Source organism: Micrococcaceae bacterium Sec5.7 (genome assembly GCA_039636785.1).
Lineage (GTDB): Bacteria > Actinomycetota > Actinomycetes > Actinomycetales > Micrococcaceae > Arthrobacter.
This window is the reverse complement of the sequence record CP144169.1, coordinates 1,157,967-1,179,069: the sequence shown is the minus strand read 5'-3', so window position 1 is coordinate 1,179,069 and position 21,103 is coordinate 1,157,967. Positions and strand designations below refer to the sequence as shown.

Genomic DNA, 21,103 nt, shown 5'->3' with positions numbered 1-21,103 from the left:
GGACCGATGAGCCCGCTGTGGCGTATCGCCGATGTCGTCAGCGGCGTCCCCGAAACTGAAACGTCCAGAACCATCGGCCTCCGGGTTGAGGGTTTGATGGGCAACCTCGCCGGACAGCACGTCGATATCCGTCTCACGGCAGACGACGGCTATTCGGCCGTGCGCTCATACTCAGTGGCTACAGCCGGCATGGACGAAATCATAGGGATCACCGTTGATGAATTGGCCAACGGTGAGGTCTCCCCGTATCTGGTCAGGGATCTTGCCGTCGGCGACCAGCTGGAGATCCGTGGCCCTGTGGGCGGCTGGTTCGTCTGGCGGCCGACGGACACGAACCCGGTGCAACTGATCGCCGGCGGATCCGGCATCGTGCCGCTGATGTCCATGATCCGTGCGCATGAGGCATCGGAAAACACGGCACAGTTCCGGCTGCTGTACTCACTCAAGTCACCCGAGGCGGGGTTCTACCGCGAGGAGCTGCTCACCTTGAGCAGGGAATCCCCAAAGCTCACCGTCGACTACGTCTACACACGCAAAGCGCCATCAGACTGGCAGACCGCTCCGAAGCGGCTCACGGCGGACGTCCTCCTGGCGAGTATCCTGCCGGCGGACCCTACGCCCGACACCTACATCTGCGGTCAGACGGTATTTGTCGAAACGGTCGCAGAATGGCTGGTTCAGGCGGGCTATCCCGCCGCCTCGATCAAGACCGAACGCTTCGGCGGAACGGGAGGAACCCGGTGACTGTCAACAACGGCTCCGCTTCTGCGGGAGCTGAGGACCCGCGCCTCGAGGACCAGGACATCGCCGGAATCGCGGGCAATCCAATCCCCCATCTCGACGGAAACGCGGTGGCAGGACCGCTGTGGGAACTGTTCCGCATCGACATCATCGCAGCGATCGGACGGTGCAAGCATTGCGGCGCTGTCCGGGCCTTCGGGGAGGCAGCTGTCTATGCTGACGCCCCGGGAATCGTTGTGCGCTGCAGTTCCTGCCAGGGCGTCCTGCTGCGCCTGGTGGAGACTCCCACCCAGTTCTGGCTCGACGTAAGCGGACTCAGCTACCTGCAGATCGACCGCGAGGGCTAACGGCTTTGGCGCAGGATCCGCGGTAACGCCCCTTCAAGAAGACCCGAATAAAGACTCCTACAAGCGACAAAATAAGCGCAACTCTAGTACGACACGGCCTCGAGAACGCTGACGTAGTTGGCGATGCCCACGCCGCCCATGTTCTGGACTGCTGCCCGGCGGGGGCTTCTCAGCTGCATGTCGCCCGCGGTTCCGGTGAGCTGCATGGCGGCGATGACGTGCTGGGATACACCCGTGGCGCCCACGGGGTGGCCCTTGGCCTTGAGGCCGCCGGAGACGTTGATGGGCAGTTTGCCGTCCTTGAATACCCAGCCTTCCTCGATGGCCCGGGCGCCCTGTCCGGCTTCGGTCAGCCCCATGGCTTCATACATCAGCAGCTCGGCGATGGTGAAGCAGTCGTGGACTTCCGCGAAGTCCAGATCCTCCACCCCGAGGCCGGCCATCGCCAGCGCGCGCTGCCAGGACACCCGCGTCGCAGCAAACGCCGTCGGGTCCCGGCGTTCCGCCGGGAAGAAGTCGTTCGCGTGGCCGAAGCCGGCGAGGCGTACCGGGGCGGTGGCGCCGCTGGTCGTCGAGGTGCTGAGGACGACGGCGGCGGCGCCGTCGGACACGGGGGAGCAGTCGGTGCGGCGCAGCGGATCCGCGACCATCGGGTTCTTATCCGAGACCGTGCGGCAGAACTCCTCGCCGAGGTCCTTGCGGAGCTGGGCGTAGGGGTTGTCCACGCCGTTGCGGTGGTTCTTTGCGGCGATGGAGCCGAGGACGTCGCCGAGCTTTCCGGAGCCGTCGCCGAAGCGCTTCTCGTAATGCTTGGCCACGTCCGCGAAGAGCCCGGTGAAGCCGGTGGTGGAGGCCTTGCCGGCCATGTCGTAGTCGGCGCCGAGCAGGGCCGAGCCCACCACGTCCGCGCCGGCCTGCGTCATCTTCTCGGCACCGATGACCAGCACGGTTTTCGCGGTTCCGGCCAGCAGAGACTTGGTGCCCTGCTGGAAGGCGGCCGAGCCCGAGGCACAGGCGTTTTCCACGCGGGTGGCGGGAACGTTGGCCAGCTGGTCCGAGACCTGCAGGGCCAGGGAGGACGGGAAGGCCAGGGGCATCATGCCGGAGTTGAACTGGCCGAGGTAGATTTCATCGATCTGTCCGGGCTCGATGCCGGCGTTGGAGATGGCCTCGGCGGCGACCTGGACGATCAAGGATTCGAGGGTCTCGTACGTGAGTTTGCCGAAGCGGCTGTGGCCCCAGCCGGTGAGGAGAACGTCTTTGCCGAACTGTTCGCGCAGGCTCATGCCTGGGTTCCTTCCAATGCAGGGATATCGTCGAATTCAGGGGCTGCTTCCAAAGCGACGGTGAATTCAGCTTCGGTCTTCCCGCGGATCTCCTCCACGGTGACCCCCGGCGCGAGGCGCACCAGCGTGAGCTGCCGCCCGTCGTCGTGGTTCTTGTCCAGGTCAAACACGGCGAGGTCGCTGATGATCCGGTCCACCACTCCTAACCCGGTGAGTGGAAGGCTGCATTCCTTCACGATCTTGGCCGTGCCGTCCTTGGCATTGTGCTCTGTCAGGACCACCACGCGGGGCGTGCCGGCCACGAGGTCCATGGCCCCGCCCATGCCCTTGACCATCTTGCCCGGGATGGTCCAGTTGGCGAGGTCACCGCTGCCGGACACCTGCATGGCGCCCAGGATGGCCACCTTGACGTGGCCGCCGCGGATCATGCCGAAGGACGTGGCGGAGTCGAACATGCTGCCGCCGGGCAGGACGGTGACTGTCTGCTTGCCGGCGTTAATGAGGTCAGCGTCCTCCTCGCCCTCATAGGGGAACGGGCCCATGCCCAGCAGTCCGTTTTCGCTCTGCAGGACCACACGGACGCCGCGGGGCAGGTTGTTGGCCACGAGCGTGGGGATGCCGATGCCCAGGTTCACGTAGTCGCCGTCGTTCAGTTCCTCGGCCGCGATGGCAGCCATTTCGTTCCGGGTCCAAGCCACGGGACTCTCCTCAGGTTTCGGGTGCAGATGGGGTGTTTGGGAATGCAGGTGCCGGTCCGGCTACTTCGGAATGACCGGCGGTACAAACTCGAAGGTCATCCCCAGCAGCCAGACCAGCAGCAATACAACAGGAAGGTGGAACAGAAATTGTAGGAACGTGAAGCCCACCAGATCCCGGGCGCGCAACTTCAGTACCGCCAGCAGCGGCAGCATAAAGAACGGATTGACGAGGTTGGGCAGGGCCTCCGCGATGTTGTAGATCTGAACCGTCCAGCCAAGGTTCATGTTCACGTCCGTAGCAGACTGCATCACGTAGGGCGCCTCCACCAGCCACTTGCCGCCGCCGGAGGGCACAAACATGCCGAGAATGGCGGTGTAGATGGCGATGATGACGGCGAAGCCCCCGTTGCCGCCGATGCTGGTGAAAAAATGAGCCAGATGCTCGGAGACCGAGAGTCCCCCTGCCCCGGTGGCCTTGGTCAAAACGGCCGCCATCGCCGCGTACAGCGGGAACTGCACCAGGATTCCCGCTGTGGCTGGCACAGCTTTGGTCACGGACTGCAGGAATTTGCGGGGAGTGCCATGCAGCACCATCCCCAGCACCAGGAAGACCAGCAGATAGCCGTTCAGCGAACTGACCACACTCAGAATGGGCAAGGTCAGAAGCTGCGAGGCCAGCCAGCCCAGGGTGAGGACTCCCGCGAGGATGGGGAGGATCCGGCTGTATTCCAGCCATTCGCCCGGCCGCGATCGCGGTGCCGAGGCTTCGGGCTGGTCGTCCAGGTCAATACCCAGATCGGCGGCCGTCCGGATGGCGCTTCCCCTGGGGGCGGAGAAATGGGCGATCACGGTGGTGAGCAGCATCAGGATGGCCAGCGTGAGCAGGGACTGCCACGTAAAGATGGTGGTACCGAAGTCCAGGACACCGGTGATTTTCAGCAACCCCGGCGGAATGGATGCCTTCGTCGACTGGAGCTGGGCGGCCGAGGAGGAGAGCCCCAGGGCCCAGACCGCGCCGAGTCCCATAAAGGCGGCCGCACCGAGTGCCCTGTAATCGACGGTGAGATCCTTGCGCCGCGCAATGGCACGCGCCAGGAGACCGCCGAAAATCAGGCTCAGGCCCCAATTGAGGAACGACACAGACATGGCCAGCACGGCCACGAAGCTGACGGCAGACCGCGCAGTCCCCGGGATGTCCGCCAGGCGGTCAATCAGCCGCGCAACCGGGGGAGACGTTGCCACAACGTACCCGGTCAGCACCACCATGGACATCTGCAATGTGAAGGCTGTCAGGTCCCAGAATCCGTTGCCAAAGGAATCGACAACGGCCTTGGGGGATGCCCCGATTGCCAGCGCCGCAATGGAGACCAGAATGACGCCGGCCAGCGCAAAAATGAAGGCGTCCGGAAACCATTTCTGGGTCCACCGGGCCAGCCACTGCGCCATTCGGGCCAGGCCCTCCTGCTTGACATCCTGCTGCTCGAATTGCGTTGCAGTCATGAACAAATTCCTCTCCATCGAGTGTGTGTAAGGCGCTGCTCAGGCCGGGACAGGGATCGTTTCGGCGCGCGGCCGCACAGTGCGCTGCTCGATGTCCTTGACCCGGGCGCTGGCCTGGACCAGGCGCTGGACGTAGACGCCGGGAGTGACGACGTGGTTGGGGTCCAGCGCGCCCGGCTCCACGATCACCTCGGCCTCGGCGATGGTCACGGCTCCCGCGGTGGCCACCGCCGGGTTGAAGTTCCGGGCCGTGTAGCGGTACATCAGATTCCCGTCCGTATCGGCGGTGTGCGCGTGGACCAGGGCGACGTCGGCGCGGATGGAGCGCTCCTGGACGTACGTTTCGCCGTCGAACTCCGCGAGCGGCTTGCCTTCGGCAACCAACGTGCCCACACCGGTTTTGGTGTAAAAGGCGGGGATCCCCGAGCCGCCGGCACGCAGCCGCTCGGCCAACGTGCCTTGCGGCGTGAACTCCACTTCGAGCAGGCCGGCGAGGTATTGCTCGGCGAAGAGCTTGTTCTCGCCCACGTAGGAGGCGATGACCTTCCGGACCTGGCCGGCCTCGATCAGCACGCCCAGGCCCTTGCCGTCCACCCCCATGTTGTTGGAGACCACAGTGAGGTCCTTGACGCCGGAGGCGCGCACGGCCTCGATCAGATCCGCCGGGATGCCGCTCAGGCCGAAGCCGCCCACAGCCAGGGTCATGCCGTCATGCAGCACGTCCTGCAACGCAGCTGCGGCGCTGTCTTTTACCTTTGACATCGGATCTCCTCTTTGAGTTGCCAGTCATTCCACCGGCATGCATTCCACTTTGTGGACTTAGCGTCTGGAAATTGAGCGTACGGGCGGTCTCGTGATGCTGTCAAGGCACGATTGGCGCTGAATTGTAGGCATTTCTACAGTGTGGACGGTAGGCTCTCAGGAGTCCACAATATGGATATTTTAAGGGAGTTTGGATGAATCAAGCACCAGTGCAGGGAGCGCAGGTTGTCAGCCGCATCGCGGGACTGCTGCGGATTGTTGGCCGGACTCCCGAAGGCAGCCCGCTCGTGGACCTGGTCCGCGAGTCAGGCCTCACCCGGCCCACCGTGCACAGGCTCCTGACGTCGCTGGCGTCCGAAGGCCTGCTGGACCATGATGCCCGCAGCGGCAACTGGGTGCTGGGTCCCGAGATCTTGCTGATGGGGTCGGTGGCGTCGGCGCGCTTTCCAATGGAGGACATTGCCCGGCCCAGCCTGCGGCGGTTGGCCGAGGAAACCGGTGAGAGCGCGTTCTTCTCCATCCGGCGTGGCGGCGAGACGGTGTGCCTGCTGCGCGAGGAAGGCAGCTTCCCGGTCCGCTCCTTTGTGCTGCACGAAGGTGTGCGGTTCCCGCTGGGCGTGGCCTCGGCCGGCACCGCCATCATGGCTTTTCTTCCGGAGGGCGAGCAGGACGAACTGCTGGCCGGCTGGCCCGCGCACGCCAGGGCGTTCGCCGCGGTGCATACCGAAGCGGTGGTACGTGCGAATCTGGAACGGACCCGGTCCGCCGGATACTCGGTCAATCCGGGGCTGGTGCTGGAAGGCAGCTGGGGTATGGGTGCGGCCGTCTTCGATCAGCGCGGACGCCCCGCCTGGGCCCTGTCCCTGACCGGAATCGAACCGCGCTTCCGGGCCGACCGGCAGGAGTTCCTGGGCCGGCTTTTGATGGAGGAAGCGCACCGGATTTCCACTCTGCTGCAGCGGGCGCCGGGACGTCCTTAGCCGGTTCGGGCGGCCTCTGCGTAACTCTTCGTCCTGCCCGAAAATCCCTTGCCTACGCGCCGGTAGGGGCGGATGCTGGCAGTACCGGGGTCTGCGGATCGGCCGGGGAAATGCCAGTGTGCAAACGGCTCCGGGCAGCCATCCACGGTAAGACGCAATCCCCAGCACGTCCAGGGAGCGCAAGGTAATGAGCACCAAAATCTACTTTGAGGAATACGGCGGCCCAGAGGGACTCAAGGTGGGGGAGGAGTCCTTGGCAACCCCCGGCGAGGGCGAGGTCCAGGTGAGCTACCGGGCCATTGCAGTTAATCCGGTCGACTGGCAGCTTGCTGCCGGATATCTGCGGCAATGGGTTCCCCTCGATCTTCCGGTTGTGCCGGGCAATGACGCCGCCGGAGTGGTTAAGGCTGTTGGGCCGGGCGTCAGCCGCTTCGCCGTGGGCGACGAATTGATCTGGAACGGCTTCACCGGCGGTTACCGCGCGGCAGCCAACGTTCCTGCAGCCCAGCTGACGGCAATCCCGGCCGGACTCGATTTCGAACAGGCCGCGTGCATCCCGGTGGCAGGCGGCACGGCGTATTCTGCGCTGAAGCAGCTCGGTGTGGGCGAAGGGGACACCGTCCTGATCCATGCTGCGGCCGGGGGAGTGGGCTCAGCCGCCGTCCAGATGGCCAGGGACCTCGGGACCAGGGTGATCGGTACAGCATCGGAAGCCAACCACGAGTACCTGCGCGGGCTGGGTGCCGAACCTGTCACGTACGGTGACGGACTGGTAGACAGGGTCCGCGCACTGGGAGAAGTGACGGCGGTCCTTGACGCAGTCGGCGGCGAGGCCTCTGTCACGGCCACCCAGGAGCTCCTGCCTGACCTCAGCCGCGCGGTGACCACTGTCGCGGACGAGCACTCCATGGGTGCGGGCATTGCGGCTGTGCAGCAGCTGGACACCCGGGTGGCGGATGTTGCCGGGATGGCGGCTGACGGGAAACTGACTTTCAACATCTACGAGAGGTTGCCGCTGACCGAGGCGGCCCGGGCCTTCGAGATCAGCCAGGGAGGGCATGTCCGCGGCAAGATTGTGCTGATTCCCTAGTATTACTTAGTTAGGTTGGCCCTCGTGGGTGGCAGTAGGGGTCCGGGGTCAGCGCTCCGGCGCATTCTCCAGTAGTGACAGTCCCTGACGCATGGACGCGGCGATGGGCTTGCCGCGTGTTGCCCGAATGATGAACGCTGCCAGGCGGGCGGTGAACGTGGTGGGGGTGCGGTTCCAGACAATGTCGATTCGGCTGCCGCCATCGCTCTTGCCCGTGATGGTAGCGCTGACGTAGCTTCCCGGGGCGCAGAAGTTGCTCTCGCGGACGGTCCAGGTGACGGTGTCGGTGGCGGACCAGTCGTAGTGTTCTTTCGCCCAGAGGGAGGATCCGGGCAGCCTGCTGCCCTCCTTGATGTCGGCGTGGGTCTCGCCGACGTCGTACACCTCATACAGGGATGGTTCGATGCCTGGCCAGATTTGTGGGCGCCGCTCCGAAAAGTCCAGCAGCGCGGCGCGCACCCGTTCCGGGGACGCAGAGGTGTTCACTTCGATTTTCACCTCAGGCATCGCTGACTCCTCCTGTGCCGACTGGATTAGCAGAAGACTACACCCGGGCCCTGCCGCGTTTTCGAGCTCCGTCAGTTGTTCCGGTTCTCCGTCAAGGACGGCGTGAACCATGTTGGCGGCGAGGACCCGCGCGTCGTCGCCGTGGTCGTTGGCGATGCGTACAGCGAACTCGCGGAGGCGGGCAACAGTGTCGCGGGATTCGAGCAGCTGCTCGTTGGTGTTGGTAAGGACTCTTGCTGGCATGAGGATGCTCCTGGCGTGAAATTGGCTGCAGGCCACACGGAGATTTTTCCCTCCCAGGGGCCCGCTGACCCTCATGCGCACGGCCACGATGAAAAAGCCCGACGGTTCAATCTCGGTCTCCACGATCCCCTCATCAACCGAGACCAGACGCACAACGGGAGCTTCAGCAAAAGACCATCCCGGCACCGGAATCCATGCCCCAATTTTCCCGCATCAGCCGGGACCTAAAGGGCCGAGTCGCGCAAAACGACTACTGACCCACGCACCTAGATCAGTTGAACCCTCGTCCGGCTATCAGTATTCGGGGGGCGCGGGCGGCCCGCCGCCTTCGACAGGCAGGCCGGTCGCCGACCACTCGGGGTACCCATCCTCCAGCCGGGCGGCAGCAAGGCCGTGTTGCTGCAGCGTCCGGACCGCTTCGTCGGCGAACACGCAGTACTGCCCGCGGCAGTAGGCAACCACCATGCGGCCAGCGGGCAGCTCCTTCAATCTGCCCGGGAGATCCTTCACCGGGATCGAGACCGCGCCCGTGATGTGGCCGGACCGGAACTCCGGCTCCGGCCGCACATCGAGGACCACCACGTCGCCGGCCGCCATCCTCTGGTTCAGCTCCGTGCGGGTCAGGGTGTCCAGGGCCGATCTGTCTCCAAGGTAGACAGCGGCGAGTTCGTCGAGCTCTGCGACGTGTTCGGAGGCAACCCGGCGGACCGCCGCCCAAAGCTGAACCACTGCCGGGCCGCTCAGCCTGTAGTAGATACGGGTTCCCTGACGCCGGGTGATCACCAGGCCCGAACGCAGGAGCTGCTGGAGGTGCTGAGAGGTGTTTGCGGTACTCTGCCCGATCTCCATGGCGATCTCGTCGACGCCACGTTCACCCTGGGCCAGGACGTCCACGATCTCGGCCCTGCGGCCGCTTCCCAGCACCTTTGCCACCGACGCGAACGCGTCAAACAGCGTGACCTTGGCTGCTCTGTCGCCCATGTCATCTCCTCACCAACAATGAATTCAAGAAGGTACTTGACAACGTATACCCGTTGGGTGTGATATTCAAGTATCGACTTGAATAATAGCCCGGGGCCCGCGCCCGGTCCCACGGGTCAATCGGAAAAGAGGCGAACTGCAATGGGCACCACAGCAACCATCCGCAACGGCATCGACGTCGACCGTCTGCTGGAGACGATCCAGGGCATCCAATCAGATCCGGCGCAAGGCAGCTTTACATTCAGCGCGACCAGCACCTGGCACGAAGGCACGCACAACGTGGGACAGATCCTGGGATTCACCCATGCGGGCCAGCAAGACACCAGCCGGTCGGAAAGTTTCGCCCTGGAAGGCGACGAGCCTCCCGTGCTTCTGGGAAACAATTCAGGGCCAAACGCGGTCGAGCTGCTTCTGCAGGCGCTGGGCTTCTGCTACGCCGTAGGTTACGCCGCCAACGCAGCTGCCCGGGGCATCGACATCAGCTCGCTGGAGTTCCAGGTTGAAGGCGACCTGGATGTCCGGCCCTTCCTGGGCCTTGATGGCCCGCGGCCCGGATTCACATCCATCCGCGCACACGCAAGGGTCTCCAGCCCGAACGCCACCCGGGAGCAGCTGCAGGAGCTGTGCCGGTACGTCCAGGAAACGTCGCCCGTCCGCGACTGCCTGGCCAATCCGGTCCCGGTTGAAACCACCCTCGACGTCGTGTGAATCGCAGGCAAAGCCATGGACACGGAAATGGCGGTCGTTGACCGCGGGGAACTTGAAGCCAAGGTCAAACAGGTCTACCGGGCGGTGGCGCAAAACCCCGCCGGCAATTATCACTTCAGGATGGGCCGCGCTCTGGCCGAGCAGTTGGGCTACCCGCCCCGGCTGCTTGACGCGATCCCTGAAGGCGCCGTCGAGTCGTTCGCCGGTGTGGGATATTTCTTCGATCTGGCGGGCCTCAAGCCCGGAGAAAAGGTCCTGGACCTGGGCTCCGGTTCGGGGATGGACGTCTTCGCCGCCGCCGTCGACGTGGGCGAGGGCGGGGTGGTGGTGGGCCTTGACATGACCGAGGAACAGCTCGAAAAGGCCGAAGGCCTGAGAATGATGACGGGCTTTCCTCAGGTCACCTTCACTCACGGCCACATTGAAGACCTCCCCTTCGAAGATGCCACCTTCGACTGCATCATCTCTAACGGCGTCATCAATCTTTCCCCGGACAAACGTGCTGTCTTCCGCGAGGCGGCACGCGTGCTGCGCCCCGGAGGACGCCTGGCGATTGCTGACATCGTCACCGAGAGGCCGCTGACCCAACAGATCGTCTGCAACACCGACCTCTGGGCTGCATGCATCGGCGGTGCCGCACAAGAGGACACCTACCAGGAATTGATCGCCGGCAGCGGGTTCGCCCTTGAAAGGCTCAGGAGGAATCCGTATGAGTTCCTCTCCGACAGCGCCCGGGCCGCCACCACGAAGTACGGCGTCATGAGCGTCTCGATCCTGGCACATAGCAGCTGACACCGAACATATGGGCACGGCAACACCTGGCCCTGATAAGGAGCGACGATGCCGGAGATCATTACCATCGAGACCCCCACCCTCGGGGACCGCAGCTACCTGGTGCACGACGGCGCCGCGGCCATCGTGGTGGATCCGCAGCGTGACATTGACCGGGTCTTGGACCGGGCACGGGAAGCGGGCGTGGAGATCACCCATATTTTTGAAACCCACATCCACAACGACTATGTCACCGGCGGCCTGGCGCTGGCGCAGGCCACCGGCGCGCAATACCTCGTCAACGAGGAGGATGAAGTCTCCTTTGCGCGCACCCCCGTCAAGGACGGGCAGCGGATTTCGGTCAGCCCATCCATCACGATCACGGCGATGGCCACGCCCGGCCACACCTTCACGCACCTGTCCTATGTCCTGGAGTCCTACGGCGAGCAGATCGCCGTATTCACCGGCGGCTCGCTGCTCTACGGATCGACGGGCCGCCCGGACCTGGCCGGACCGGAGCACACGCATGACCTGGCGCGCCATCAGTACCGCTCCGTTCAGCGTCTCGCCGCGGAGCTGCCCGAGTCCGCAGAATTGCTGCCCACCCACGGCTTCGGCAGCTTCTGCTCCATCAGCCAGTCTTCCGTCACTGCCTCCACGATCGGGGAGGAAAAACGTTACAATCCCGTCCTGACACAGGACGAGGAGGACTACATCAAAGACCTGTTGGAGGGGCTGGACGCGTTCCCGTCGTACTACGCACGGATGGCACCGCTGAACCTTGCCGGACCATCGGCACCCGATCTGGAGTTTCCGGACCAGGCCGACGCCGCCGAACTGCGGAACAGGATCGCGGCCGGCGAGTGGGTGGTGGACCTGCGTACCCGGACTGCATTTGCCGCCGGGCATGCGCCCGGGACGCTGAACTTCGGACTGGATGGTTCCTTCGCCACCTACCTTGGGTGGCTCATCCCCTGGGGGACGCCGGTGACCCTCCTGGGGCCCAGCGTGGAGGACGTCGCCGAAGCCCAGCGTGAACTGGTCCGGATCGGCATCGACCGTCCAGCCGCCGCTGCCACGGGGGACCCCCGGAAATGGGCCCCCGGCGAACTGGGCAGCTTTCCCCGCGCCGATTTCAGCGAGCTCTCCGGAATCCGGCACCACCGGCAAGTGGCCGTGCTGGACGTGCGGCGCTCCGGCGAATGGTCCAGGACACACATCGACGGCGCTGTCCACATCCCGCTTCATGAACTTCCCGGCCAGCTGCATCAGCTGTCGGCGGGGGAAATCTGGGTGCACTGCGCCAGCGGCTACCGCGCCTCCATCGCCGCCTCATTTCTGGCGGCCAGCGGACACCAGGTGGTACTCATTGACGACAAGTTCACCCACGCAGCCAAGGCAGGCATTCCCATGGCCGGCTCCGAAGCGTCCGGTAGCCCTTGACGCACCGCCTTCAGCGCGTGCCGGGCCCCACGGCTTCGTGTGCTTCCAGCAGCCACTCCCTGATCCTGTCGTCCAGGTCGTCCGCGGACGTGACCGTGAACCGGTGGGTGTAGACCTTTTTGGTGGTGGGGAAGCTGGCGCGCAGGGCAGGATGCTCCACCCGCCGCTGCAGGTCGATCGCGATCTCCAGCCGTCCGGACAGGATGAACGCCGCCGCGAACACGCGCTTGGCCGCCCAGGCCACCTCGGTAGGGTGGACGCGCTCCTCGCACTCGCCGGCGTCGAGCACCTTGGTGCGGAACTGCTGGAAAAGTTCGACGGCGGCAGGGGGCTTCCCCGCAAGGTACGTCCCGACGTCGTGGTTCATTTCATGCCCTCCCGGCAGTTCCGGCAAGGTCCGGTGGAGCGCGCGCCGTCCTGGGGCACTTCGACACGAACACGCCGGGACGTGAAGCCCAGGGGCCTGTTTGGGCGGTCAATGTAGCCCACGACGGCGGCCGGCCAGTACACCTGCGGGTCAGGCGCTATTTCCACCAGGAGTCAAAAAAAGTGACAGGCACGGTGCGCTTGTGCCGGGTGCGGAGGAACTTTTCCTCGATCCGGGAAGCCACGGACTCCGGGACATTGCGGCCCTCGAGGTAGTCGTCGATCTGATCGTAGCTGAGGCCCAGTTCGTCCTCGTCGGTACGTCCGGGCCTGCCGTCCAGCAGGTCAGCCGTGGGCACCTTCTCCCAGACCCGGGCGGGGGCTCCGAGCTCTGCAAGCAGGGCACGGTTCTGGCGCTTGTTGAGGCCGAACAGCGGCAGGACATCCACGCCGCCGTCGCCGAATTTGGTGAAGAAGCCGGTCACGGATTCGGCACCGTGGTCCGTGCCGATCACCAGGTAGTTATGCTCGCCGGCCAGTGAATACTGGGCAATCATGCGGGCGCGCGCCTTGACGTTCCCCTTGTTGAAGTCGGAGATGGGCGAGCCGGTGGTCTTCTCGAACTCGTCCTCGAAGGCATCCACAGCCGCGGAAATATTGTAGCTCCACTCGGTCTTGGCCTGGATAAAGTCCAGGGCAGCCTGGGCATCGTCTTCGTCGTGCTGCACACCGTACGGAAGGCGGACCGCCACAAAATCTGCGTCAACGCCCTCGGCCTCCAGCTCTTCGACCGCCAGCTGGGCCAGGCGCCCGGCCAGCGAAGAATCGAGGCCGCCGGAGATGCCCAGCACGAAGCCCTTGGCGTGCGTGGCCTTGAGGTATTCCTTGAGGAATGCGACGCGTTTGCGCACCTCCCCTGCGGGGTCGATCCGAGGCTGTACGCCCATTTCTTCGATGATTTTGGCCTGAAGTTCACGCATGTGTCCCAGCCTAGCCAGCAGTGTCAACCGCACTCAACTGTGTCCCTGAAATCAGGCCTGTTGTGGCTTTTGGGGAGGCTGCGCGACAGGAGCACTCACCGGCGCCGGGCCGGTGGACGCCCTGACTGTCAGGTGTGTGGGCATGACGGCCAGCTTCCGGCTGACACCTCCGTAGATCGGGTTCAATTGCGAAAGCAGCATGGAAACCGCCACGCGTCCTGCCTGTTCAATCGGACTCGCGATGGTGGTAAGCGGCGGGTTACAGAAGTCAGCTCCGAAGATGTCGTCGCAGCCCACGATGCTGATGTCCTGGGGGACGCGGATGCCACGTTCGCGGAGCCGCTGCAGCATCCCGATGGCGAGCAGGTCGTTAAATACGATGCACGCCGTTGCGCCGGTGCGCACCGCCGCGTCCGCCGCCGCCGCGCCGGACGTGGTTTTCGGAACGAATGGGCCGATCCGGTTGGTCTCCAGGCCCCGCTGGCGTGAGTCTTCTTCGAAGACCTTCCAACGCATGGAGTTGGACCACGACGTCGGCGGGCCGCTGACGTAGCAGACCCGCTGGTGGCCCAGGGACGCCAGGTGCTCCAGAGCCTGGATGATGGCCGATGGTGTATCGATCACCACGGTGGGGGCGTTGGCCGACGCGCGGTTGATCGTCACAAGGGGCTGGGTGCCTGACACCTCCGCCAGCTGGGCGTCGGTCAGGCGCGATGCCGCCAGGATGAAGCCGTCAGCGGACTTGCGCATTTTCTGCAGGGCATCAAGCTCCATTTCCGAAGATTCCTCGGTATCCACCAGCAGCTGCGTGTAGCCGGCAGCCTTGAGCTGGTTCTGGGTACCGCGGATGATGTCGAAATAGAAGGGGTTGGTCACATCCGGCACAAGCACGGCGACCACATTCGTGCGTCCGGAGCTGAGGGCGCGGGCCTGCGAGCTGGGCACGTAGTCCAGTTGCGCGGCCACCTGCTCGATGCGTTCCCGAGTACGCCGGTTGACGCGGTCGGGGTTAGACAGGGCGCGGGAAACTGTGGACGTGGCAACACCTGCGAGCAAGGCAACATCGCGGATGGTGGGCACCTTGTCCGCTGTGTGGCCCGGCTGGACGGCTGCCCCTTCACCGGACGCCGCCTGTTTCTCGCCTGGCTCATGCTTCTTGGCCGGAGGCATTGATACACCCTTTCACTATCGGGACGGGAGCGTCTGCTCCGGGTAGCTGGTGCTTTCACAGTCAGTTACCAATCGATTTCACCATAAATGGCAATTTATGGCAATCGCTTGCATTTTAGAGTTGCCGCTTTTTAGACTGGGGATCGAATCACCCGCAGTGATGTGCGCCACAGGAAGTTGTGGCCTTGCGGGTGTCCCAGAGGAGAAAACAATGAAGTTTGCATCGACTACAGGGCTCGCCGCACTCATCACAGCTGCCGCGCTTGCCCTGACGGCGTGCGGTTCGGGTTCCGACAGCTCCGGCGGTTCCGGCAACTCCGGAGGAGCCGTCGATGGAAAGGGAAAGACACTGAGCGTCCTCAACGGCGTACTCAGCCAGTACCCGGAAGAGCAGAAGCAGTGGCAGAGCGACATCGCCGCGAAGTTCAAAGCACAGACCGGGGCCGACGTGAAGTTCGAGACCTTCGCCTCGGCCAACGACGAACTCACGCGCATCCAGACCTCGGTGGTGTCAGGCCAGGGGCCCGATATCTACGGACTCGGCACGACGTTCACGCCGACTGCCTTCGCCACGAAGGCCTTCGTCACCCTGTCCGACGACGACTGGAAGAAGGTGGGCGGCAAGGACCGCTTCAACCAGGCGGCCTTGGGTATTTCGGGTCCGGACAAGGACCACCTCGCCGGCATCCCTTTTGTCAGCCGCCCGTTCGTGATGGCCTACAACAAGGACCTGCTGGCGGCTGCCGGCATCGATAAGCCGGCCACCAGCTGGGACGAGCTGGCAGTGCAGGCCAAGAAGATGACCAAGGACGGCACCTTCGGCCTTGCCACCGGGTACAAGGACAACTTTGATCCCTGGAAGTTCATTTGGGCCATGTCCGTTCAGGCCGGCAATCCGCTGGTGGACGGCAAGAACCTCAAACTTGATGACCCCACGGTCAAGAAGGCCTATGAAACCTACTTCGGCTGGCTGACCAACGACAAAATTGTCGACCCGGCCTCGGTCGGCTGGAGCAACAGCAATGCCGTTGCCGCGTTTGCCAGCGGCAAGGCCGGCTACCTGATGATGACGACGTCGAGCTCAATCCCCACGCTCGACAAGTCGGCGGTGGCGGGGAAGTATGCGTATACCTTGATGCCGACCACGGCTCCCGGCGAATCCAGCCCGAAGGGCGACGGTGCCAACGCCGCCAGCATCCTCTCCGGCGACAACCTGGTGGTGGCCGACTACTCCAGGCAGAAGGACCTCGCCTTTGCCTATATCAAGCTGATCACCTCTACGGAAGAGCAGCTGAACTACCAAAAGACGTTCGGTGACCTGCCGGCCAATGCGGAGGCACTGAAGAGCCTGACCGACCCCAAGCTCAAGCCGATTGCCGATGCCGCAGCCAAGTCCAAGGCCACCCCGTTTACCGGTGCCTGGGGCGACATTCAGCTGGCACTGCTGAACGTGACCGTGCAGTCGATCCCTGACCTCTCCAAGGGCAGCCTGGACGAGGCTGGTCTCGAATCACGGATCAAGGATTCTCAGACCAAGGGCCAGGCGTCCCTGGACCGCGCTTCCAAAGGATAAGCACGATGTCTGACGCTTCCAACGAAGTCCGGGTTGCGGCGGAGTCCGCCGCAACCCGGGCCGCCCGGCCAGTGGCGGAAGTCTCCGGCCCGCCCCCTGCCGAGGACCCCACGGGGCGCCGCAAGGGCATCAGCGAGCGCAACCGTCCGCTCTGGATGCTTATCCCGGGCGGGGTGCTGATGCTGATCATCATCGTCGTTCCCCTGGTGCTCGGCATCTACATGTCCACGCTCAACCTGGATCAGTACACGCTGCGTCAATGGATCAGTTCGCCCTTTATCGGAGTGGAGAACTTCGTTGAAGCGGTCGGTTCGTCGCCGCTGCTGCACGCAGTCTGGCTGAGTGTCAGCTACTCCCTGATTGCCATGATGGTGACACTGCCACTGGGCATCGCCGCCGCCGTCGCCACCCAGAACGCCTTCAAGGGGCGCGCGGTGGTGCGCTCCATCTTCCTCATCCCGTATGTGCTGCCCTCCTTCGTGGTGGCCACCGTGTGGCGCACCATGTTCCAGCCCGGCGGTATCGTCGACCAGGCGCTGGGCGCGGCCGGCATCGACACCGGACTCTGGCTCAACGGCCCGCAGACCTTTTGGACGCTGATCCTCGTCCAGATCTGGGCGTCCTGGCCCTTCATCTACCTGCTGGCCCTTTCCGGCCTGCAGTCAGTGGACCACGAGGTACACGAGGCATCGGCGCTTGACGGCGCCCTCTGGTGGAACAAGCTCCGCTACGTGGTCTTCCCCTACCTGAAGGACCCGCTCGCGCTCGCGTTCCTCATCGGCATGCTGCACCACATCAACAACTTCACACTTCCGTATGTGCTGTTCGGTGTCCCGGCACCGTCCGACGTCGAGGTGCTCCCGATCCTCACCTACGTCACAAGTTTCCAGAGCTTCCGCTTCGGCCTCAGCGCGGCCATGGCTTTCGTGTCCCTCGTGCTGATCGCCATCCCGCTGTTCGTCTACCTGCGTGCCGTCAAACTCGACGACGCCGAGTCACCTGGAGGAAAGAAATGAGCATTTCCGCCGCAACAGCACGCCGCTCCTCCGACACCGACGTATTTCGCCCGGGATCAACCCGGCAGCATGAAGTGACCCGGCTGCTGCCCCGTCCCCTGCTGGCCATCATCCTGGTGTTCCTCGGCGCCCTGGTCCTCGTTCCGGTGCTGTACATCTTCCTGGCCTCCGTGAACTCGGATATCGGCGTTGCCCGGGGCGAGTTCTGGCCCTCGAGCGTCACATTCGAGAACTATTCGAGCATCTGGACCAGCGTTGGCCTGGCCACCGGCCTGGCAAACAGCGTGCTGGTGGCGGGAAGCACCGCCATCGTCTCGGCGGCCCTGTCGGTCTCCACGGCCTTCGTCCTGGTGCGCTACAGCTTTCGCGGCAGGCTCACCATCCTGCGCGGCCTGCTGGCCCTGCAGTCGGTGCCCGGAACCCTGATGGTGCTGCCGGTCTTTGTGCTCTTCTCCTCGGCGTCAACCTACCTCGGCATCCAGGTCATCGGGACGCAGTGGGGGCTCTTCGTCACCTACCTGACGTTTGCGATGCCGTTCTCCACCTGGGTCATGGTCACGTACCTGCGCGGCCTGCCCAAGGAACTGGAGGAGGCGGCCCGCATCGACGGCGCCAGCAACCTCGGCGTCCTGTTCAGGATCGTCCTGCCGCTGAGCTGGCCGGGCATCGTCGTCTCGGGCATCTTCGCGTTCCTGTTGGGCTGGAACGACGTGCTTTTCGCGTCAGTCATGACCCGGCCGGAAAGCCAGACTGCCGCCGTGGCCCTGCAGATCTTCGGCGCCTCGCAGGAAGGCGGGGCGATTCCCTACTACGGCCAGATGATGGCCGCGGCGTTGGTCTGCGCGGCGCCGGTGGTCATCCTGTACCTGATTTTCCAACGCTATCTAGTAGGCGGCCTGACCGCCGGAGGAGTGAAATAACTATGGTTTCGAACACTCAGAATCCGTGGCTGCTGTCTGGTTTCGGGGATGAGATTGACGACGATCCCGCCGTCCAGATTGCAGTGCTGCAGGCGCTTGGCGCCAACCACATCGAGGTTCGCAGCGCCTGGGGTACCAACATCGTGGATCTTTCCGACGAACAGCTGGGCCGGCTGAAAGATCTGCTTACCGAGAAGGACATGAAAGTCTCGGCAATAGCCTCGCCGATCGGGAAAGTCGATGTCAGCCTCCCCGTCGAACACGAGGTGGAACGGCTGCGCCGCGCGATCAACGCAGCCAAGGTGCTCGGCGCAAAATACATCCGCATCTTCTCCTTCTATTACGGCGGGTCTGTGCCGGTGGAAAGCATCCGCGACGAGGTCATGGAGCGGATGCGCGCCTTGGCCGCCGTCGCCGAGGAAGGAGGCGTGGTGCTGTTGCACGAAAACGAAAAGGACATCTTCGGGGATGTTCCGGACCGCGTGCTGGACATCATCGAGACGGTGAACTCCCCGGCATTGAAGGTGGCGTGGGACGCCGCCAACTTCGTGCAGGTGGGAGTGAAGCCCTTCGACGAGGCCTACCGAAAGCTTCGCCCGCACCTGGAATACCTGCAGGTCAAGGACGCTCACTTCGCCAACGGGCATGTGACGCCGGCAGGGGAGGGCGACGGCGATTTGCTGCGCACCGTTGAAGCGCTCAAGGCGGACGGGTACACCGGATTTGCCTCCCTCGAACCCCATCTCGCCGGTGCGCACGGCCTCGGAGGTTTTTCCGGCCCCACGGCCTTCGGCATCGCGGCCAGGGCCTTCGCAAAAGTTGCCGCAGAAGCAGGAGTCCAGACAGCATGAAAGACACTCTGAAGGTCGCCATCACGGGGTGCGGGGTCATCGGACGCACCCACGCCGTCGCCCTGCAGGAATTTCCGGAGGCGAGAATCGTCGCGCTCGTCGATGCCATTCCGGACGCCGCCGAAACCCTCGCGGCATTCATCGAGAAGAGCGGACGCCCGCGGCCTGCCGTCTACACAACGATCGCCGAGGCCTTCGCCGCCGACGACATCGATCTGATGGCACTCGCCACGCCCAGCGGACTTCACATCCAGCAGGGCCTTGAGGTCCTCGCAGCCGGCAAGCACGTCGTCATCGAAAAGCCTCTTGACGTGGACCTCGGCCGAGCCCAGGAGATCGAGGCTGCCGCGCAGGCAGCCGCCGAGCACGGGGTTGTTGCTTCCGTGATCAGCCAGCACCGCTTCGACCAGGCCAGCGTCGCAGTGGCCGACGCCGTTGCCAAGGGGCGGTTCGGCCGGCTCACCTCCGCCATCGCGTCAGTCGCCTGGTTCCGCAGCCAGGGCTATTACGATTCCGGCGACTGGCGTGGCACCTGGTCCATGGACGGCGGCGGGGCGCTGATGAACCAGGGCGTCCACACCGTGGACCTGCTGCTGTGGTTCATGGGGCGCCCAGTGGAAATCCACGCGCGCACCGCACGGCTGGCGCACGACCGGATCGAGGTCGAGGACACAGCCGTAGCCACCGTGACGTTCGAAAACGGCGGCCTCGCCGTACTGCACGCCACCACCGCCGCCTACCCCGGCCTGACAGTGCGCGTGCAGCTGATGGGTTCGGAAGGATCCGCCGTCGTCGACAACGACCGGCTGGCCTACTTCCACGCCCGGGTTGCCGGCGGCGAATCCGCCGACATGGGGCTGCAGGGCGGGGGGAACCAGGCTGAGGAGGAACTGGCCAAGTATCCGGTCGAGGACTACGAGGCCAAGGACCCCACCGTCTATCCTGCCGGGCACGTGCGCCAGTACCGGGACATTCTCGGGGCGATTGCCGAGGGCCGTGCCCCCGGAGTCACTGTCAGCGACGCGGTCAACGCCCTGGCGACCGTGCGCGCCGTCTACGTTTCCGCCACATTGAACGAGCCCGTGCTTTTCGATGACGTTCTCGCAGGCAAGTACAACGATCTGGAAGTCCGGACCGGCAACACCACTACAGAAAGCGTCTGAAGCCGATGAAGTTCTCAGTATTCACAGCGTCCACGCCGGACTGGACTCCGGAGGAGGCCGTGTCCGCACTGGCTGCCCAGGGCTGGGAAGGCATCGAATGGCGGGTCACGGACCAGGCCGACGCGCCCGAACCCGGCTTCTGGGCAGGGAACAAGGCCAATGTGCCGCTGACCGGACTGGAAGACAACCTGGAACGGATCGGGCGCATCACGCGCGAGTCGGGTCTCGAATTCTCCGGGATCGGTGGGTACGCGCGGTGCGACAACCACGACGACGTCGAACGCATGCTTGCGGCCACGGCCGCGCTGGGCGCACGGCAGGTGCGCGTGACAACGCTGCCGCTCGGAACGGCGGGCTGGGGCCAGGAGGGTCCGAGCGGCACTCCCTATCCCGTCCTGTTCGACAGTGCCCGGCGCGATTTTGAGTGGGTGGCGGAGCGCGCGGCGCACCACGGGGTGAAGGCCTTGGTGGAACTCCACCACCGCACCATCACCGCCTCCGCATCCTCAGCGCGGCGCCTTCTGGAGGGCCTTGATCCGCGGCATGTCGGCGTCATCCATGATCTTGGCAACCTGCTGATCGAGGGCCAGGAGGACTACCTGCCGGCCTTCGAACTGCTGGGCGACTACCTTGCCCACATCCATGTGAAGAACGCAGTGTGGGTGCGCCAGGACGAGCCTGATGCCTCCGGTGCAGCCGTGTACCAGAACGAATGGGCGCCCCTGCAGTCCGGCCAGGGCAGCGTCCTTGAGTACTTCAAGGCGCTGGCATCGTTCGGCTACGACGGCTGGGTGACCGTGGAGGACTTCTCCACGGAACTGCCACTGAAGGAACGTACCGCCGGAAACCTTGACTACCTGCGCCGTACGGCTGCCCTGGCCGGCCTCACGACGGGCGCCGGAGTGCGCTGACACCGGCAGCCATCCGCAGGATGCACGTACCCCGAACAGCCGGGAGCAGGTGCATCCTGCGGACTGAGGAACCCCCAGACAACAACGGCAACCGGA

At 64.5% G+C, this 21,103-nt stretch carries 22 protein-coding genes; 13 read left to right on the top strand and 9 right to left on the bottom strand.

What is annotated here, in order from left to right:
- Positions 1–6: 6 nt before the first annotated feature.
- Both V3C33_05525 and V3C33_05520 read left to right on the top strand, forming a co-directional pair.
- The gene (locus tag V3C33_05525; protein ID XAS68749.1) at positions 7–744 is read left to right on the top strand and encodes an FAD-binding oxidoreductase; all 738 of its coding nucleotides are present in this window, start codon (positions 7–9) and stop codon (positions 742–744) included.
- Positions 741–1,088, top strand: a complete 348-nt coding sequence (locus V3C33_05520; protein ID XAS68748.1) for a DUF6510 family protein — start codon at positions 741–743, stop codon at positions 1,086–1,088. Before V3C33_05525 ends, V3C33_05520 begins: the two co-directional genes overlap by 4 nt.
- An 83-nt stretch (positions 1,089–1,171) precedes the next feature.
- Here V3C33_05520 and V3C33_05515 read toward each other — a convergent pair whose 3' ends face one another.
- Genes V3C33_05515 through V3C33_05500 form a run of 4 tightly spaced genes read right to left on the bottom strand, consistent with a single transcriptional unit; the run spans position 1,172 to position 5,334 of the window.
- Positions 1,172–2,374 (bottom strand): acetyl-CoA acetyltransferase, encoded by a 1,203-nt coding sequence (locus tag V3C33_05515; GenBank protein XAS68747.1) that lies wholly within the window; start codon positions 2,372–2,374, stop codon positions 1,172–1,174.
- On the bottom strand, positions 2,371–3,072 hold the full coding sequence (locus V3C33_05510; protein XAS68746.1) for a CoA transferase subunit B: 702 nt from the start codon (positions 3,070–3,072) through the stop codon (positions 2,371–2,373). The genes V3C33_05515 and V3C33_05510 overlap by 4 nt, the downstream gene beginning before the upstream one ends.
- Positions 3,073–3,132: 60 nt before the next feature.
- The gene (locus V3C33_05505) at positions 3,133–4,572 is read right to left on the bottom strand and encodes a TIGR00366 family protein (GenBank protein ID XAS68745.1); all 1,440 of its coding nucleotides are present in this window, start codon (positions 4,570–4,572) and stop codon (positions 3,133–3,135) included.
- A gap of 39 nt (positions 4,573–4,611) precedes the next feature.
- Complete coding sequence (locus tag V3C33_05500) at positions 4,612–5,334, bottom strand: CoA transferase subunit A (protein XAS68744.1); 723 nt, start codon at positions 5,332–5,334, stop codon at positions 4,612–4,614.
- Between the two features lie 194 nt (positions 5,335–5,528).
- Here V3C33_05500 and V3C33_05495 point away from each other — a divergent pair, with 194 nt between their 5' ends.
- Together V3C33_05495 and V3C33_05490 are read left to right on the top strand one after the other, a co-directional pair.
- Entirely contained in the window at positions 5,529–6,314 is a 786-nt protein-coding gene (locus tag V3C33_05495) for an IclR family transcriptional regulator (protein XAS68743.1), read from the top strand.
- Positions 6,315–6,501: 187 nt separating this feature from the next.
- Positions 6,502–7,404, top strand: a complete 903-nt coding sequence (locus V3C33_05490) for an NADP-dependent oxidoreductase (GenBank protein ID XAS68742.1) — start codon at positions 6,502–6,504, stop codon at positions 7,402–7,404.
- A 48-nt stretch (positions 7,405–7,452) separates the two neighbouring features.
- Here V3C33_05490 and V3C33_05485 read toward each other — a convergent pair whose 3' ends face one another.
- Together V3C33_05485 and V3C33_05480 are read right to left on the bottom strand one after the other, a co-directional pair.
- A complete protein-coding gene (locus tag V3C33_05485; protein ID XAS68741.1) occupies positions 7,453–8,154 on the bottom strand; it encodes a hypothetical protein in 702 nt (233 codons plus the stop codon).
- A 294-nt stretch (positions 8,155–8,448) separates the two neighbouring features.
- Positions 8,449–9,135 carry a metalloregulator ArsR/SmtB family transcription factor gene (locus V3C33_05480; GenBank protein ID XAS68740.1) on the bottom strand — a complete coding sequence of 229 codons (687 nt, stop codon included), beginning with the start codon at positions 9,133–9,135 and terminating at the stop codon, positions 8,449–8,451.
- Between the two features lie 141 nt (positions 9,136–9,276).
- On the opposite strand from V3C33_05480, the gene V3C33_05475 reads away from it, so the two are divergent.
- From V3C33_05475 to V3C33_05465, 3 genes are read left to right on the top strand one after another with little or no spacing between them, the layout of a single operon-like run.
- Positions 9,277–9,843 carry an OsmC family protein gene (locus tag V3C33_05475; protein XAS68739.1) on the top strand — a complete coding sequence of 189 codons (567 nt, stop codon included), beginning with the start codon at positions 9,277–9,279 and terminating at the stop codon, positions 9,841–9,843.
- 15 nt (positions 9,844–9,858) lie between these two features.
- Entirely contained in the window at positions 9,859–10,635 is a 777-nt protein-coding gene (locus V3C33_05470) for a methyltransferase domain-containing protein (GenBank protein ID XAS68738.1), read from the top strand.
- A gap of 48 nt (positions 10,636–10,683) precedes the next feature.
- Positions 10,684–12,057: an MBL fold metallo-hydrolase gene (locus V3C33_05465; protein XAS68737.1), complete on the top strand. Its 1,374-nt coding sequence runs from the start codon at positions 10,684–10,686 to the stop codon at positions 12,055–12,057.
- Between the two features lie 10 nt (positions 12,058–12,067).
- Here the strand turns inward: V3C33_05465 and V3C33_05460 are convergent, their stop codons facing one another.
- From V3C33_05460 to V3C33_05450, 3 genes are all read right to left on the bottom strand, one after another.
- Positions 12,068–12,424, bottom strand: a complete 357-nt coding sequence (locus V3C33_05460; GenBank protein ID XAS68736.1) for a DUF5655 domain-containing protein — start codon at positions 12,422–12,424, stop codon at positions 12,068–12,070.
- A 157-nt stretch (positions 12,425–12,581) separates the two neighbouring features.
- A complete protein-coding gene (nadE, locus tag V3C33_05455) occupies positions 12,582–13,403 on the bottom strand; it encodes an ammonia-dependent NAD(+) synthetase (GenBank protein XAS68735.1) in 822 nt (273 codons plus the stop codon).
- A 51-nt stretch (positions 13,404–13,454) separates the two neighbouring features.
- Positions 13,455–14,573 carry a LacI family DNA-binding transcriptional regulator gene (locus V3C33_05450; GenBank protein ID XAS68734.1) on the bottom strand — a complete coding sequence of 373 codons (1,119 nt, stop codon included), beginning with the start codon at positions 14,571–14,573 and terminating at the stop codon, positions 13,455–13,457.
- Positions 14,574–14,784: 211 nt separating this feature from the next.
- Between V3C33_05450 and V3C33_05445 the strand changes: the two genes are divergently transcribed.
- Genes V3C33_05445 through V3C33_05420 form a run of 6 tightly spaced genes read left to right on the top strand, consistent with a single transcriptional unit; the run spans position 14,785 to position 21,007 of the window.
- Positions 14,785–16,146 carry an extracellular solute-binding protein gene (locus tag V3C33_05445; protein XAS68733.1) on the top strand — a complete coding sequence of 454 codons (1,362 nt, stop codon included), beginning with the start codon at positions 14,785–14,787 and terminating at the stop codon, positions 16,144–16,146.
- Positions 16,147–16,151: 5 nt separating this feature from the next.
- Positions 16,152–17,162: a sugar ABC transporter permease gene (locus V3C33_05440; protein XAS68732.1), complete on the top strand. Its 1,011-nt coding sequence runs from the start codon at positions 16,152–16,154 to the stop codon at positions 17,160–17,162.
- Entirely contained in the window at positions 17,159–18,082 is a 924-nt protein-coding gene (locus tag V3C33_05435) for a carbohydrate ABC transporter permease (GenBank protein XAS68731.1), read from the top strand. Before V3C33_05440 ends, V3C33_05435 begins: the two co-directional genes overlap by 4 nt.
- Positions 18,083–18,084: 2 nt before the next feature.
- Positions 18,085–18,933, top strand: a complete 849-nt coding sequence (locus V3C33_05430; GenBank protein ID XAS68730.1) for a sugar phosphate isomerase/epimerase family protein — start codon at positions 18,085–18,087, stop codon at positions 18,931–18,933.
- On the top strand, positions 18,930–20,096 hold the full coding sequence (locus V3C33_05425; protein ID XAS68729.1) for a Gfo/Idh/MocA family oxidoreductase: 1,167 nt from the start codon (positions 18,930–18,932) through the stop codon (positions 20,094–20,096). The genes V3C33_05430 and V3C33_05425 overlap by 4 nt, the downstream gene beginning before the upstream one ends.
- Before the next feature lie 5 nt (positions 20,097–20,101).
- On the top strand, positions 20,102–21,007 hold the full coding sequence (locus tag V3C33_05420) for a sugar phosphate isomerase/epimerase family protein (protein ID XAS68728.1): 906 nt from the start codon (positions 20,102–20,104) through the stop codon (positions 21,005–21,007).
- Positions 21,008–21,103 lie beyond the last annotated feature (96 nt).

Bases quoted from the DNA above. Each gene is read 5' to 3' on its own strand.
- V3C33_05525 (XAS68749.1), top strand. From the start codon at position 7: ATGAGCCCGCTGTGGCGTATCGCCGATGTCGTCAGCGGCGTCCCCGAA.
- V3C33_05515 (XAS68747.1), bottom strand. From the start codon at position 2,374: ATGAGCCTGCGCGAACAGTTCGGCAAAGACGTTCTCCTCACCGGCTGG.
- V3C33_05505 (XAS68745.1), bottom strand. From the start codon at position 4,572: ATGACTGCAACGCAATTCGAGCAGCAGGATGTCAAGCAGGAGGGCCTG.
- V3C33_05500 (XAS68744.1), bottom strand. From the start codon at position 5,334: ATGTCAAAGGTAAAAGACAGCGCCGCAGCTGCGTTGCAGGACGTGCTG.
- V3C33_05495 (XAS68743.1), top strand. From the start codon at position 5,529: ATGAATCAAGCACCAGTGCAGGGAGCGCAGGTTGTCAGCCGCATCGCG.
- V3C33_05490 (XAS68742.1), top strand. From the start codon at position 6,502: ATGAGCACCAAAATCTACTTTGAGGAATACGGCGGCCCAGAGGGACTC.
- V3C33_05485 (XAS68741.1), bottom strand. From the start codon at position 8,154: ATGCCAGCAAGAGTCCTTACCAACACCAACGAGCAGCTGCTCGAATCC.
- V3C33_05480 (XAS68740.1), bottom strand. From the start codon at position 9,135: ATGGGCGACAGAGCAGCCAAGGTCACGCTGTTTGACGCGTTCGCGTCG.
- V3C33_05475 (XAS68739.1), top strand. From the start codon at position 9,277: ATGGGCACCACAGCAACCATCCGCAACGGCATCGACGTCGACCGTCTG.
- V3C33_05470 (XAS68738.1), top strand. From the start codon at position 9,859: ATGGACACGGAAATGGCGGTCGTTGACCGCGGGGAACTTGAAGCCAAG.
- V3C33_05465 (XAS68737.1), top strand. From the start codon at position 10,684: ATGCCGGAGATCATTACCATCGAGACCCCCACCCTCGGGGACCGCAGC.
- V3C33_05460 (XAS68736.1), bottom strand. From the start codon at position 12,424: ATGAACCACGACGTCGGGACGTACCTTGCGGGGAAGCCCCCTGCCGCC.
- nadE (XAS68735.1), bottom strand. From the start codon at position 13,403: ATGCGTGAACTTCAGGCCAAAATCATCGAAGAAATGGGCGTACAGCCT.
- V3C33_05450 (XAS68734.1), bottom strand. From the start codon at position 14,573: ATGCCTCCGGCCAAGAAGCATGAGCCAGGCGAGAAACAGGCGGCGTCC.
- V3C33_05445 (XAS68733.1), top strand. From the start codon at position 14,785: ATGAAGTTTGCATCGACTACAGGGCTCGCCGCACTCATCACAGCTGCC.
- V3C33_05440 (XAS68732.1), top strand. From the start codon at position 16,152: ATGTCTGACGCTTCCAACGAAGTCCGGGTTGCGGCGGAGTCCGCCGCA.
- V3C33_05435 (XAS68731.1), top strand. From the start codon at position 17,159: ATGAGCATTTCCGCCGCAACAGCACGCCGCTCCTCCGACACCGACGTA.
- V3C33_05430 (XAS68730.1), top strand. From the start codon at position 18,085: ATGGTTTCGAACACTCAGAATCCGTGGCTGCTGTCTGGTTTCGGGGAT.
- V3C33_05425 (XAS68729.1), top strand. From the start codon at position 18,930: ATGAAAGACACTCTGAAGGTCGCCATCACGGGGTGCGGGGTCATCGGA.
- V3C33_05420 (XAS68728.1), top strand. From the start codon at position 20,102: ATGAAGTTCTCAGTATTCACAGCGTCCACGCCGGACTGGACTCCGGAG.